Origin of the sequence: Paenibacillus sp. 1-18 (assembly GCF_000520755.1) — a bacterium.
GTDB lineage: Bacteria > Bacillota > Bacilli > Paenibacillales > Paenibacillaceae > Paenibacillus > Paenibacillus brasilensis.
The window spans coordinates 1-13,253 of the sequence record NZ_ASSB01000158.1; the positions used below are offsets into that span (position 1 = coordinate 1).

The window sequence follows — 13,253 nt, forward strand, 5'->3', positions numbered from 1 at the left end:
ATTATATCATGTGTCTAAGATTTGGGGTGCGGTTCATAATTGGTAATGGGTATTTATTACATTGAAGGAATTTATACACAATTCATCGAATAGCTATTTGAGGTGATCAGCATGAAGCATAGGATATAAAGTGTTAAAGTCGGATAATGAACTATTTGCAGCAGCGTTAAGCCAGATAGGAATATGTGTAGTACAGCCGTTGAGTGATGATATGGTGGAAGTTGTAGACTACCTGTTTGCCGCACCTTCGCCACAGCAACTTTTTGTTTTGCATTATAAGGGGGAGTGGCAGCGTCGCTGTCACCAGGTGCAATATAGTAAATATATTTGGATTGACAGCACATTTAGACAGCAGTATGCTTGCTAGGGAAATATTGATGTCCTCGTTAGGTGAGGCTCCTATACGAACATAAGCCACTGCCCGGAAACCTCGAAAGATGCCAATGGGTATAACAGGAATTGCCGGATTAAGGCTCTTCTTAATGTGGCTAAAGAACTTTGGTTCTTTTACGTCGTATAGTGCCAAAGCTCAACTTGGGGGAAGCGGATATTTGCATGCTTTATCTTGCATGTAGAACGACGCCCCTTCAGTTGAGATGAGGGGCGTTTTTATTTTAATGTGGTAGGTATTGTGATATGGTTCCCGTGTGATCAGTAAAATATGGAGCCAATAACATGATAATGGGAGAGGGGTTGAACCATTCTATGAGTAGTGGAAGTTCGTCTGAACCGGATCCAGAACCAGTGAGTCTATTGGCAGTCGGGTTAAAACTAGATACCGTATTGAGTATGGTTGCAACTCCTCTCCTACAGGGGTAGTATTGAGCCTGACTGCCTTAAAACAAGGAGGCAGTCGACATGTCAAAAATGAATTTTTTTCAAAAAAAGCAGCAAAATAAAAGCACTGCTCATATTCAAGGCTTTGATATTGAATTGAATCAGGAAAATACTCGTCGTATTGATCGGCTAGTCGATAGTTACGAAAATAGCATTCTTTCCCATTTAGATGAAGCGTACCAAAGAACGACAAGCTGGCAAGATCGTCTTGCGGATCGGATTGCATCATTCGGCGGTAGCTGGAGATTTATTACTTATTTCGCTATCTTTCTGACCATCTGGATACTCTTGAACAGCTTGCCGTTTACTCGCTTTCATTTCGATGAACCTCCATTCATCTTGTTGAACTTGTGTTTGTCCTTTATCGCAGCATTCCAGGCTCCTGTCATTATGATGAGTCAGAACCGCCAAGCTGCAAGGGATAAGCATGAATCGATCATTGACTTCGCGATCAACTACAAAGCCGAACAAGAGATTGACGATATGCAGAGCCACCTTCATCGGATCGAAGGCGAACTGATTGAGATTAAAAAACTCTTACTTGTTCTAAACAACCGAATGAATGAAGAACACAAATGACCCTTTAGTTTAATGGATCTCCGTAGAAAAGTTTTCGCCCGATATGATTAAGATTGCCGGAGTGTATTATATGCGGAATCAGTTTAATTTAGAGTAGATGTAAAGGGCTCGACTGGGGAACTGGTATGAGTCCATTTTTTAAATGTTCGTTGAAATTAAAGTTTTGATAACTACAATAAAAGAAACAGCGGTAGGTTAGGATGGGAAAATAAAGCTCTAGACTGTCGCTGTTTCATTGAACTAACGTTCCCAGTTTGTTCAATAGCAAGGTTGAACGAAAAAAGCGATGGTTCTGTTCCATCACTGTGCTCTTTCATTCTGTTAGCAGAATCATAACTTGCGGGAGGCCGTGAAGGCTCTTGCTGCCGTGTACTAATTCTGGTCACGAAGGTGCGTCAACAGATTGTCGAGCGTATGAGACCAGCCGTCGTACACGTACTGATCGCCGGGGTGACCAGCGAAACCGCGTAGGTGGAAGATCATCTCGGTGCGATCACCCTGTGCGGTGAGGGTTAGGGTCACGACAGGGGAGTCCTTGAAGGGAGCATCGGGGTAACCCCAGGTGAAGACGAGCCGTTCGAAAGGAATGACGTCAAGGAACACACCTCCGGTGAGATACTCCTGGCCGGTCTCCTTATTGACCATTGTGTAGCGGTAACGTCCGCCTTCGCGGACGTCGAAGGAGATTGACTCCAGGGGTGTCGAAGCAGGTTTCCCAGATGAGAACTGGCGGGACCAGCACGAGCAGTCAGGCTGATAGTACTTGACCAGTTCGACAAGAGGAAGATGGAAATAGCTGATTTAGAGGTCGATATATTAATGAACCAGATCAGGCCTCGCACGAGTTGAATAAACTTGTGCGAGGCCTTGTCTATTCTTCGAAAACCCTCTTTAAGCGTACTTTTAAATAGAGAGCGCACCAAAAACAGTAATGAAGTATTTCTATAATGATAAGGCCTGTCTCCGGCCAGCCCAATGAGGATAGCAGCTTGGAACACAGTGTAACCATAATAAGAATGACTTCAAAAACCAGAATATCCACTAACAGCATAACGGCTGTACGGGAGTTGGTTCGCTGAAAGAGTTCCAGGGCTTTGAAATTCCAGGCTGTTGCGATCAGCTCCAGCATGATGATTCCCAGAGACATACCGGCATATCCAAGTCCGGGAATGGCAACTAAGGAATAAAGAATCATGAAGTTGACAAGAACTCCTGTGCCAAGCCCAATAAAGGGAGTTTTCTTCCGATTTTGTGCCCATAAGATGCTTGTTGTGATTTCCCGCAATCCGACGAGTAATGGTAACATTGCTAATGATTTTATGGGGATCTCGGCATTTTGTATACCAAAAACAAATAGTGAGATTTCTGAGGCATATTCAAAAATGAAAAAACCTGAGGCTAATCCCCAGACCCATGCTATCTGAAGGGCCGCCTGGTTTTTTTTGTAGAATAAGCTATAGTCCTTATTTTGCCAATCTGCGGTTATTTTCATTGTGAGTGTGTGTGTTAATGAGCCTGTAATCAAGGTAGGCATATATGCCACGACAAGAGCAATACCTGTGACAATACCGAACATCTCCGCTGCTTCTTTGGAAGAAACGCCAGCAACCTGTAATCGTTGAGGGATGATAATCGCGTCCATAAAGTCGGAAACCGGGTTAAGCAAGCGTGTAAGCGCAATAGCAAATGAAGCATGTACCACCAAAGGTAAATCTGTTCGTGTCGATGGGGGAGATATAGCGACAGAAGGACGATTGTACATAAAAATAGCAGTAAGCATAGCGAAGGCTAACAACGCGCCTGTAAAAGTTCCCAATACCGCTCCGCCTACAGCAAGCTCGATGCCGGATTGAATAAAAATGGGCACTAGCCACATTAAAGTACCGATTCTGGCGGTTTGTTCTATGATTTCCGAAAGAGCAATCGCGGTGTATCTTTCAAGACCTTGCAAATATCCGCGCAGCAGACTTAGCAAGGGAACAGCCAGTATAGCAGGGGAAAAGCATCGAATTACAACATCGAGCTTCGGATAGCCAAGCAAATAAGCGATCGGCTTTGATAGCCAAAAGGTTAAGACACTGCATGCCAAACCTGTGATAATCAGAAATATTGCAAAAACTTTGAACAACCGCCAGCCTCTTGCTGTATGCTTCGCTGTAAACATACCCAAAGCTGTCGGCAATCCCCCTGAAATAATCATCAATATTAAGCCATAGAAGGAATAGGCTAGCTGATAAAGACCTATTCCTTCAGCACCAACAAGGCGTGTCATGAATACTTTTCCAACCAGGCCGATGGCTTTTACGACAATCATCGCGTTAGCTCTCACCATGGTTTGTTTTAATATAAGAGGCAATTTCAAATCGTTTTTCACCCCAGTTAGAAGCTGTCCATATTATTAATATGACAGCAACCTCCGGGATATGAACAAGTCTTAAGAGATATGTGCTTAATCGTGTATATGAATCAACAAATATTTAGTGTTTTTATCCCATCCCAGGTCAAAGGGAACTTTGAAACGGTCTGCGGTATGGGAGTTGACTAAAGGGTATCCACTTTGATCAAATCCGACTACAACAGAGAAGTGGTCAACATCTCCGTTTAATACGTAAGCAATTAAATCACCTGGAAGCAACTGGGGTTTGTCGAGATGCTGCTGCCGCTCGTTAACCGATTGGACAATATCGGAGAAGCTTCCTTGTCCTATAATCCTTCCATAGCCGGAGCGTATCAGAAAATTTTTAAATGCGTCTGTCTGAACCCAGGCTTGGCTTCCACCATTGCCATACAAGTAATGCCACCCTGATTTCATAGGAAGCCCACCGCCTTCCTCCTTGTCCCCGATAACTTGGGAGGAAAAGTTGGTACAGTCGCCACCTCTGGAGTTATAATCCAGGTATTTTTGGTTGTATCGCTGGCCATTACCAGCTCCCCATGTCGTTCCTGCATATTTGTTAGCATAATCAACGGCGCGTGCTCGGTTGTATTTATGAATTACCCTCTCTGGTGTTGCGGCATCTTTATGGGGAGTAAAAAATAAATCGGATTTTTGAATCTTTTTTGAATTCTCTTCCAGAGGATCTGAATACCATTCACGTTCCACGTACCAACGATTATCTTTTTTTTTCAAAGTAATACCATGACGAGTTCCAATTCCAAAATCGTGCTGACCTGGATAGTTATCGAGATACTCATAACTCAATTTCAAGGATTGAACAAGGGACACTTTTGCTGTATCGCCCAATACTTCGGCTCGGGCTATCCGAATGGAGCTTTCCGCATTCACAATTTTCAGATTACGGTGTTTGGCCCATTCTTGAAGGTATTCGGTCCTGTTCATTTCATGAAGGTACGCGTAGTTGCTTCGTTTATCTGTTAACAAGTAATGGTCCTTGATATGTTTTTTATCCTGATCCATCAACAACCGGGTACGGTCAGCAAACAGCTCTTGAAGAAAGGGGACAACGTTATCTTGTTTAGCTGGCTCGGCTTGTGCACGAAATAAAGAGAAGCTGGAAGCAGGGATGAGTATTAAGATCATGCACAGCAATTGTAATTTTCTGATCCTAAGCACATTTATTCATTCTCCTTGAAAAATGATTGGGTTATTTTTGGAATTGTCCTTGTTTTGAAGCGTAAGTTTCTCACAGGCTGAATTCTTGTGTGCCAATTTGGTGAAGACGACCAGTCTCCCTTCATGTTCCTTCTTGCTTCGACTGTAGCGTCCGGCACAGGTAATCAAGTTTAAACGGTGCTCTTCTGTAGGGCCAAAAATCGTCTGAATCGGTGCTTCGGAGGTTAGGTAAAATTTTACCGACTCCACAACAAACTGAAGCTTACAACCGCCACCACCAGTCACATACACGAAATCTCCCCTTTGCAGTTTTTTAAGAGGATAAAAAACTGCTGGGCCCGTGTATGTATCAACATGCCCGTCCATAATTGCATTACCTGCTGCTCCTGGCAATATACCAGTAGATAAGTATCCTACTCGATCCGTATTACCTGGAACGCCCATTTGACCATTTTCTAAGTAGGTTACTGGTTCTATTATCGAATGAATACGAACCGCAGGAATATCGATTTTATGTGGAATGATCCCTGGAAAAGGTTTATTTGTAATCTGTATGGTCTTTGTCGTTTTAAGTTGTTGAATTTCAGGCTTAGCCGGGACGTGGATGGAGTTACCATGATGTTCAGCTGAAGACGAACAGCTTGTATTACCCAGCAAAATCAATCCCACTATGATACGAATGATCCACTTATTGTTCATATGAAGAAAGAGAGAGGGTTTACAAGCTAACCCTCTCCTTTTGACCCTCCCTAATTCATTTGCTCGCTCGCGCCACCAAATCCGGTTTTTGGCAATTTAGTTGCCTTTGCTTTCATACTTTTCGCATGAATGCTTTTTCCTCCGATGATTTTGCCAGGTGCAGCTTCACGTGCATGCAGCTTATGAGCTTTCTCATGCTTGCTCTTGGCGTGCAGCTTGTGTTCATGCTTCGCGTGAGCCTTAACTTTATGTTGGTGCATGTTGTGCTCTTGCTTTTCAGTTGCGGGTGCAGACGCAGATACCATCGATCCTGCTGACAAAAATACAGCCAGGGACGCTACAGTCAAAATTGCTTTTTTCATGTTGTTGCCTCCTTGAGATAGTGGTAATTCATAAATATATTTTCCGTACGAAGAACGTTTTATGTAGCCAATGATTTTCATAGGTAATATTTACCTCATATACTCCCTATTTTTCATTTGTTCACTTCAATAAGTCCTTCGGGCGTCTTACGATTGGCAAGCAGCTCGGATACGGTGACGAAGGTAAACCCTCTTTTCTTCAGCTCAGGTAAAATGATTTTGAGGGCTTCAACGGTTTGGGTACTTTTATATACATAATCGTGCATAAGGACGATATCGCCGTTGCGGGCATTGCGAAGTACCTTATTGACGATGCGGTGTACACCGGATTTTCGCCAGTCCAGGGTATCCTGATGCCAGGACCATAAAATTATTTTCAGCTCTTTTTCTTTAGATAGTTTAACGAGCGTATCGTTATAGGAACCACCCGGTGGGCGGAAAAGATGGGTTTCTGTCCCCGTTGCTTGAACGATGCTGGCTTGGCCTTGATCCATTTCAGACAGAGCTTTATTACGGGAAATACGATGGAAGGATGGATGATGAAAGGTATGGTTGCCGACATCATGACCTTCTTCTCGTTCCCGCTTCACAATGTGCGGGAGTTTTTCTACACGGCTGCCGACGACAAAAAAGGTCGCCTTGGCGTCGTATTGCTTGAGCAAATCCAGAATGGCGGGCGTTTTACTCTCATCAGGGCCATCGTCGAAGGTGAGGGCAATCACCTTGCGAGGGGTAGGAACTTCCCATACAATATCCCCTCGTTCCTCATAATAGGCTCTACCCTTTGTTGGAGCAGGAGAGGCGTACGATGCGGCCTGTATTGTATCGGTATAGGGTGTCGGGCAAAAGCTGGCACAGAACAAGGAAACAGTGATACTTGCAGACAGTAATCGGTTAAATTTCATCTGGCATCTTCTCCGTTCTGACGTTTTCTCGCATTAGCTTGCCAAGAAGGAACGCATACCATTCTTTGTTTACGAAATTAGCACAGCTTTCAGCATGATCCTGACCATCAAATCATGCTCCAAAAAGAGTGGTAGCTTGCTTGTTGATTACTCCCCATTACCATGTTAAATTGTACATATCCATCCTTGTTTCAATGAACAGTTGAGGTAGGTCTTTGTCCGTTCGTAAAACTCTTAATCTGGCTGAAAACGAATAAGGTTGAGGGACAAGCCGCAGAAGCTCACCCAATTCTTGATATACAAGCGACTCGTTCCTCAGCCTCGAACAGGAGATGAGACGGGATGAACACAAAGGAAGAGGAACTACGAGCTATTAGCGAGATATTAGAGGCGGGCGAACATATCCGGTCATGCATTCGTTGTACGTATGATTGGCAACCGAGCCCGCAGGACGCACCATGCTGTGGGATATTGGCGGTGACGTCCAAACGGCTCATTTTTTGTTGTTTCACTGCTGGAACTCCATGGGTCAAGTTCATTAACTATCACCATATTTCATCGGCCAAGCTGGAAAGGGATCCGCTTGATTCAAGCGAAAATGTTGTTCTGATGAACCGGAATGAGCGTGAGGTATTTAGGTATCTTCCGCATACAGACACGTTGGAGTATTTTATAGCTGTCCTGGGACGGGAATCGGGTATAGAGGCAAGTAATCATTTATATCTTATGTAATGCTTCATTTATAAAATGTAAAATAAATATGTAAAACCTCCAACTTCGTAATATGCCGATGGTCGGCTGTTCACGAATTTGGAGGTTTTTTGTCATGCAACTGGATGGATCGGTCATCAGCTCAGCAGTACTATCACCAGTAGCGTGTACAGCACCAGCGGCAGAATGACATTGTTGTAGGTATAGGAACGATAAGGGGTTGGGGTACCTGGGGAAGGCGAATGATGAGGCTGAGGAACCCTTATATACAGATGATCGGCGTCGATGTGAACAATCGTTCCTTCATACACATGATGATCCATCGTTTGTACGCGGACGGTCTGATTGATGTGTGGTTTGAGCCTTTGATGCAGGTGTTGCCGAACCTTTGGAAGCTCTGTCTGTAATTCCGGTCTGGCCTGATACAACGTTTGTGGACTGACGGTGCTGTACGACATTCGCCTCTAACCTCCATACCATGTAATGATGCATCGTATGCAGGAGTCTATGTCATTGTGCGTATACCTATGAAAAGGAGCTTTTTTTACAAAGAGGAGAAAATTAACATTATACTCCAGTCCACTTGATGTTCCCTTTACATCAAAACGATACACTTACTGAGGTTGGTTTGAAAAGAAAGGGGTGCTCCGTTTTGAGTGAGCTTAACAAATCAATGAGACTCGGGACGAGCCAGCAACTGGCTATATCTAAGGCCCGTATACGCACAGGTTCGCTAAAAATACAGAGACTGCGCGAAAATGCGCTCGCGTATACCTTTTTGGCTCCATCTCTCATTTTGTTTGCTGTATTTATGTTTTATCCGATGTTGAAGTCAGTTTATCTCAGCCTGCATTCCACAGATCCAGCAGGAAACGTTGCGGCTTATGTAGGTTTAGACAACTTTACTGTGCTTTTCAGCTCGGGGCAGTTTCTACAAGGGATCAAGGTCACACTCCTGTTTGCGCTATTGACGGTCCCTGTAGGTATTTTATTGGCGCTCGTGCTGGCTGCACTCACCCATAGCAAACTACGCGGAATGCACATTTTTCAGTTCGCGTTTTCACTACCGATGGTGCTGTCGGTTGGTTCATCCGCCGTCATTTGGAAGTTCCTTTTTCATCCGACACTCGGGATGTTCAACTACGTGCTTTCCCTGCTACATATCAATCCGGTTCCGTGGTTGACCAGTCCAGATTGGGCGCTGCTCTCCGTAGCCATCATGACCATTTGGATGAATCTCGGCTTCAATTACATTATTTTATCCAGCGGACTGCAAGGGATTCCAGACGACATGTATGAGAGTGCCAAAATGGATGGTGCTGGTCCACTGGTCACGTTCTGGCGTATTTCCATGCCACTGCTATCGCCAACGATCTTTTTTGTGACAGTAGTCTCCATCATCGGGGCCTTTCAGTCTTTTGCGCAAATTAACATTTTGACCAAGGGCGGGCCAGTGAACAGTACGAATGTGTTCGTATATTCCATTTATCAGGAGGCCTTCGTTAATTTTCGATTTGGCACGGGGAGCGCACAGGCGATTGTATTGTTTGTCGTCATTCTGCTGCTTACGATGATTCAGTTCAAATGGGTGGAAAGAAAGGTGCATTACCAATGAAAGGACGCCTTAATTCAACGTTGCTGTATGTACTGCTTACGATAGCGGCTGCTCTGATTTTATACCCAGTCATCTATACGTTTTTTATGGCGGTGATGTCGCCTGAGGAAGCGAGTGCCTATCCACCGCACTTTATTCCGCATTCCTTTCATTTGGCCAATTTTACGGAAGTGTTTGAAATCGTTCCGATAGCTGCCTTTATCGGCAACACCTTTCTCATTTCGGGCCTTACGATGATCGGTCAGCTCATTACAGCCAGCCTGGCGGCCTATGCCTTTGCCAAAATGGAGTTTAAGGGAAAAAATCTTATTTTCAGCATGTTTGTAGCCACGATGATGATCCCTTGGGAAGTGACCATTATTCCGAATTACCTGACGGTCCGCAGCTGGAACTGGCTTGATACATATCAGGGACTGACGGTTCCGTTTTTGGCAACAGCCTTCGGAACCTTTCTGTTAAGACAATTTTTTCTCCAGCTTCCAAAGGAACTGTTCGAGGCTGCCCGCATGGACGGATGTGGACATATCCGTTACTTTCTGTTCCATGTGCTTCCGCTATCGCGCCCGGCACTCGGAACACTGGCTGTATATTCGTTCCTGAACATGTACAATTCATACCTGTGGCCTTTGCTGATTACGAATAGCGAAAATATGCGTACCGTACAGATTGGGATTTCCATGCTCGAATTTCAGGAATCCACTTCATGGAATCTTGTGTTTGCAGGCACCGCGCTTGTCATTTTACCGTCTCTGCTCCTGCTGATTTTTGGACTGAAGCAGCTAGTACGCGGAATGGCAGCGGGTGCGCTGAAAGGCTGACAAGCCCATATTAAGGTTCTGATTCAAAGTTAATATCCAAGTTAACAGCAACACCTGCGCAAGCAGCCTATATACAAAGCTTGATCACGAAAAAGCACCGTAAAAGATTTTCGTATGCGAGATTATGATTCAATCAAAGGGAGAGAAAAGAGATTATGAGATTTGTTCGTCTGAAAAGTGCCTTGACCCTGCTTATTCTGACTGCGATGGTGGTTGCAGCAGGCTGCAGCAACAATACGGCGGCAGAGAAGCCGGATAATGGTAGTAATACTGAGGCAGCAGCGGGTTCTCCAGTAAAGCTGACTTGGTGGCATTCGATGTCCGGTAACGGTGAAAAAGCGATCAAGCAGATCGCAGCTGACTTCAACGCCAGTCACAAGGACATTCAGGTAGAGCCTGTATACCAGGGCAAATATGATGACAGCTTGAACAAGCTGAAAGCGTCGCTTGGTTCTGACAGCGGCCCGGATATCATTCAGGTATATGAAATCGGCAGCAAATTCATGATCGACTCCAAAATGATCACACCTGTTCAACAATTTATTGATGCAGACAAGTTCGATCTGTCCCAGCTTGAGCCGAATATTACGCGATACTACACGATTGACGGTAAATTGAACGCAATGCCGTTCAACACGTCAAACCCGATTTTGTACTACAACAAGGATGCGTTCAAAGCGGCGGGACTTGACCCGGCCAATCCTCCGAAAACCTATGATGAATTCGAAAAGGCTGCCAAGGCCTTGAGCAAGGATGGTAAATCCGGTGCATCCATCGCCATCTATGGCTGGTTTATGGAGCAATTGTTTGCCAATCAGAATGCGGATTATGTGAACAATGGCAACGGGCGCAATCAGGTTGCAACCGAATCGCTGCTGAATTCGAATGCAGGTGTGAAAACGCTGACGTGGTGGAAGAAAATGATTGATGAAAAGGTTGTATCCAATCTGGGACGTAACTCGGACGATACTGCTAAAGCCTTTTCCGCAGGACAAATTGCTATGACTCTGGATTCCACTGCTTCACTGCGTAATATTGTGGAACAGGTTGGCGATAAATTCGAAGTAGGCACGGGATTCCTGCCAAGAGCAAATGATGCTAAAGAAGGCGGCGTCGTGGTAGGTGGCGCGAGCCTGTACATTATGAACAACAAGCCTGAAGCCCAGCAAAAAGCAGCTTGGGAATTCATTAAATTTGTTGCTTCCCCGGCTGTACAGGCACAATGGAGTGTGAATACCGGATACTTTCCGATCACCAAAGCCGCTTATAACGAGCAGGTACTTAAAGACAATATGGTAAAATACCCGCAATTCCAGACGGCGGTGGACCAATTGCATGCATCGGCGCAATCTACCGCTACACAAGGTGCTGTGATGGGTGTATTCCCGGAAGCTCGTCAAATTGTTGAAGGTGCAATCGAGGCAGTTCTCAGTGGCCAGCAACAGCCAAAACAGGCATTGGATCAAGCTGCACAAGAAATTACAGGAAAAATCGCGCAATACAATCAAACGGTCAAAAAATAATCGGCCTTCCCTGAAAGCGGCTGGTAAATTGTAATACGTCCCCCTTTATCGGCAGCTTTTATAAAATAACGGATTGAATAAGTGACCCCCTCACTGATTCAATCCGTTTTTTACGTTATATACAAAATGCTCTTTTAGAATGACTGCTTAGACAAAACGTCTAAAATGAATGATTTGCATTTTTCCTATTGCTGGATAACTAAGCATAGGCTTATAATGGATACATAATTTTTGTGCTGGACGGTCAGTTCAAAAAAGGAGGAAGCATGAAACAGCAGACAAAGGAAATTATTTTTAACGGCGCACTCAAGGCTTTTTCCGAACGAGGCTTTAATGAAACGAATATGGAGGAGATCGCCAAGGTATGTGGCATCGCCAAAGGAACGTTGTACTATAATTTTAAAAATAAGCAAGAATTGTACATTTACATCTTGAAGATGGGGATGGAACGTTTTGTCCAGGATATCCATGAAGCGATGGCTCAAACTCCTAAGGATCAGGTAGAACTTAGGGTTCGCCAGCTGATCCAGGTACATATTGAGTTTATTGCGAGAGAGCCGGATTTTTGCCGTCTACTGGTCAGTAAAGGATGGGTTTCGCAAGAGCAGCATTTTAATATTAGGCAGGTGCTGGCTGATTATTTTGATTTTATGGAGGCAGAGATCGACTCTGGCAAGCTCTATGGGAAAATTTCGAGCAAGCTGGATGCGAAAACGACGGCAAATTGCCTGTTTGGCATTTACATTTTTGCTCCGATGCGGTCAATGGTTTGGGGCGAAACGATGAATGTGCAGGAAGTTCGCGAAAGTATTGAGTTATTTGTGTGTAACGCGCTGGGGATGCAACATTAATAGACAAGTGGGAGTGATGAGAACATGAAAGCTAAAAAATATTCGATTTACGCCGTACTTATTATTTTAATCGCTGTAGGTATTTATGCCTTAACTGCTTTTCCACGCGGAGGCAGCAGCTTGTCTGCGGATCAGTCTTCTTCCATTCCTACGGCTTATGTGGAGTCGGATACGCTCAATGCCAGCTTTAAAATGGCAGGACGGATTGACCAGATGCTTGTCAAAGAGGGCGATCAGGTGAAAAAGGGGCAGGTGTTAGCTCATCTGGAAAGTCGCGAGCTAGAAGATAAAGTGAAGCAGGCACAGGCTGCATTGCTGGCAGCCAAGAGTAATGTGTCCAAAGCGAAAGCCGCTGTACTGCAGGCTCAAGCAGGAGTAGGCCAGGCACAGGCTACTGTGAGTGCCGCTCAGGCCAAGAAAAGCCAAGGCACGACATCGGTCAGTGTGACCGCTGAGGCTTCCTCCAGCCAGATTGAACAGGCAAAAGCGGCTGCGAGCGCCGCCAAAGCAAAGCTGGACGCCCTCAAGAGCGGTGCAAGACCGCAAGAGCTTGAGCAAGCGCAAGTAGCTGTGAAGATAGCCAAGGAAACGCTGGACCTGACCGTTAAAAATCTGGAGCGTGCCAAAAAGCTACAAGAAGCCGGAGCAGCAACCCAGGCATCTTTGGATCAGGCGACATTGGAACATCAACAGGCAGTGGCCAAGTATAACGTAGAATCTCAAAAATTGGATATGGCGCGGGAGGGAAGCCGCAAGGAGGAAATTACGGCAGGGGGAGG

The 13,253-nt window shown here is 45.0% G+C and carries 14 protein-coding genes, 1 pseudogene and 1 riboswitch; of the genes and pseudogenes, 8 read left to right on the top strand and 7 right to left on the bottom strand.

Annotation, left to right across the window (positions count from 1 at the left end; translation table 11 throughout):
* Positions 1-130 precede the first annotated feature (130 nt).
* Positions 131-367 carry a hypothetical protein gene (locus L693_RS30545; RefSeq protein WP_197029866.1) on the top strand — a complete coding sequence of 79 codons (237 nt, stop codon included), beginning with the start codon at positions 131-133 and terminating at the stop codon, positions 365-367.
* 8 nt (positions 368-375) lie between these two features.
* Positions 376-547: riboswitch (M-box (ykoK) riboswitch) on the top strand.
* 311 nt (positions 548-858) lie between these two features.
* Positions 859-1,416 (top strand): DUF1003 domain-containing protein, encoded by a 558-nt coding sequence (locus L693_RS0110180; RefSeq protein ID WP_025717171.1) that lies wholly within the window; start codon positions 859-861, stop codon positions 1,414-1,416.
* 372 nt (positions 1,417-1,788) lie between these two features.
* On the opposite strand, the gene L693_RS31295 is transcribed toward L693_RS0110180, so the two are convergent.
* The 6 genes from L693_RS31295 to L693_RS0110210 all read right to left on the bottom strand — a co-directional run bounded on the left by L693_RS31295 (position 1,789) and on the right by L693_RS0110210 (position 6,956).
* Positions 1,789-2,061 (bottom strand): SRPBCC family protein, encoded by a 273-nt coding sequence (locus L693_RS31295; protein WP_025717172.1) that lies wholly within the window; start codon positions 2,059-2,061, stop codon positions 1,789-1,791.
* A gap of 226 nt (positions 2,062-2,287) precedes the next feature.
* Complete coding sequence (locus tag L693_RS0110190; RefSeq protein WP_231503593.1) at positions 2,288-3,790, bottom strand: oligosaccharide flippase family protein; 1,503 nt, start codon at positions 3,788-3,790, stop codon at positions 2,288-2,290.
* A gap of 75 nt (positions 3,791-3,865) precedes the next feature.
* A complete protein-coding gene (locus L693_RS0110195) occupies positions 3,866-4,990 on the bottom strand; it encodes an amidase domain-containing protein (RefSeq protein ID WP_025717174.1) in 1,125 nt (374 codons plus the stop codon).
* 6 nt (positions 4,991-4,996) lie between these two features.
* Entirely contained in the window at positions 4,997-5,647 is a 651-nt protein-coding gene (locus tag L693_RS0110200; RefSeq protein ID WP_231503595.1) for a class F sortase, read from the bottom strand.
* A 92-nt stretch (positions 5,648-5,739) separates the two neighbouring features.
* Positions 5,740-6,051: a hypothetical protein gene (locus tag L693_RS0110205; RefSeq protein ID WP_025717176.1), complete on the bottom strand. Its 312-nt coding sequence runs from the start codon at positions 6,049-6,051 to the stop codon at positions 5,740-5,742.
* Between the two features lie 113 nt (positions 6,052-6,164).
* Positions 6,165-6,956 (bottom strand): polysaccharide deacetylase family protein, encoded by a 792-nt coding sequence (locus L693_RS0110210; protein WP_025717177.1) that lies wholly within the window; start codon positions 6,954-6,956, stop codon positions 6,165-6,167.
* Between the two features lie 342 nt (positions 6,957-7,298).
* Between L693_RS0110210 and L693_RS0110215 the strand changes: the two genes are divergently transcribed.
* Positions 7,299-7,688 (top strand): hypothetical protein, encoded by a 390-nt coding sequence (locus L693_RS0110215; RefSeq protein ID WP_025717178.1) that lies wholly within the window; start codon positions 7,299-7,301, stop codon positions 7,686-7,688.
* A 116-nt stretch (positions 7,689-7,804) separates the two neighbouring features.
* Here the strand turns inward: L693_RS0110215 and L693_RS0110220 are convergent, their stop codons facing one another.
* On the bottom strand, positions 7,805-8,125 hold the full coding sequence (locus L693_RS0110220) for a hypothetical protein (protein WP_025717179.1): 321 nt from the start codon (positions 8,123-8,125) through the stop codon (positions 7,805-7,807).
* A 194-nt stretch (positions 8,126-8,319) separates the two neighbouring features.
* Between L693_RS0110220 and L693_RS0110225 the strand changes: the two genes are divergently transcribed.
* The 5 genes and pseudogenes from L693_RS0110225 to L693_RS0110245 form a co-directional block, all read left to right on the top strand.
* Positions 8,320-9,282, top strand: a complete 963-nt coding sequence (locus tag L693_RS0110225; protein ID WP_025717180.1) for a carbohydrate ABC transporter permease — start codon at positions 8,320-8,322, stop codon at positions 9,280-9,282.
* On the top strand, positions 9,279-10,100 hold the full coding sequence (locus L693_RS0110230) for a carbohydrate ABC transporter permease (RefSeq protein ID WP_025717181.1): 822 nt from the start codon (positions 9,279-9,281) through the stop codon (positions 10,098-10,100). The genes L693_RS0110225 and L693_RS0110230 overlap by 4 nt, the downstream gene beginning before the upstream one ends.
* A 155-nt stretch (positions 10,101-10,255) precedes the next feature.
* Positions 10,256-11,623, top strand: a complete 1,368-nt coding sequence (locus tag L693_RS0110235; protein WP_025717182.1) for an ABC transporter substrate-binding protein — start codon at positions 10,256-10,258, stop codon at positions 11,621-11,623.
* A 266-nt stretch (positions 11,624-11,889) separates the two neighbouring features.
* Positions 11,890-12,474, top strand: a complete 585-nt coding sequence (locus L693_RS0110240; protein WP_025717183.1) for a TetR/AcrR family transcriptional regulator — start codon at positions 11,890-11,892, stop codon at positions 12,472-12,474.
* Positions 12,475-12,498: 24 nt separating this feature from the next.
* Positions 12,499-13,253, top strand: a pseudogene (locus tag L693_RS0110245) (biotin/lipoyl-binding protein); the annotation flags it as partial.

Coding starts and splice junctions, on each gene's coding strand:
- L693_RS0110215 (WP_025717178.1), top strand. CDS start 7,299: ATGAACACAAAGGAAGAGGAACTACGAGCTATTAGCGAGATATTAGAG.
- L693_RS0110235 (WP_025717182.1), top strand. CDS start 10,256: ATGAGATTTGTTCGTCTGAAAAGTGCCTTGACCCTGCTTATTCTGACT.
- L693_RS0110240 (WP_025717183.1), top strand. CDS start 11,890: ATGAAACAGCAGACAAAGGAAATTATTTTTAACGGCGCACTCAAGGCT.
- L693_RS31295 (WP_025717172.1), bottom strand. CDS start 2,061: ATGGTCAATAAGGAGACCGGCCAGGAGTATCTCACCGGAGGTGTGTTC.
- L693_RS0110230 (WP_025717181.1), top strand. CDS start 9,279: ATGAAAGGACGCCTTAATTCAACGTTGCTGTATGTACTGCTTACGATA.
- L693_RS0110180 (WP_025717171.1), top strand. CDS start 859: ATGTCAAAAATGAATTTTTTTCAAAAAAAGCAGCAAAATAAAAGCACT.
- L693_RS0110210 (WP_025717177.1), bottom strand. CDS start 6,956: ATGAAATTTAACCGATTACTGTCTGCAAGTATCACTGTTTCCTTGTTC.
- L693_RS0110220 (WP_025717179.1), bottom strand. CDS start 8,125: ATGTCGTACAGCACCGTCAGTCCACAAACGTTGTATCAGGCCAGACCG.
- L693_RS0110205 (WP_025717176.1), bottom strand. CDS start 6,051: ATGAAAAAAGCAATTTTGACTGTAGCGTCCCTGGCTGTATTTTTGTCA.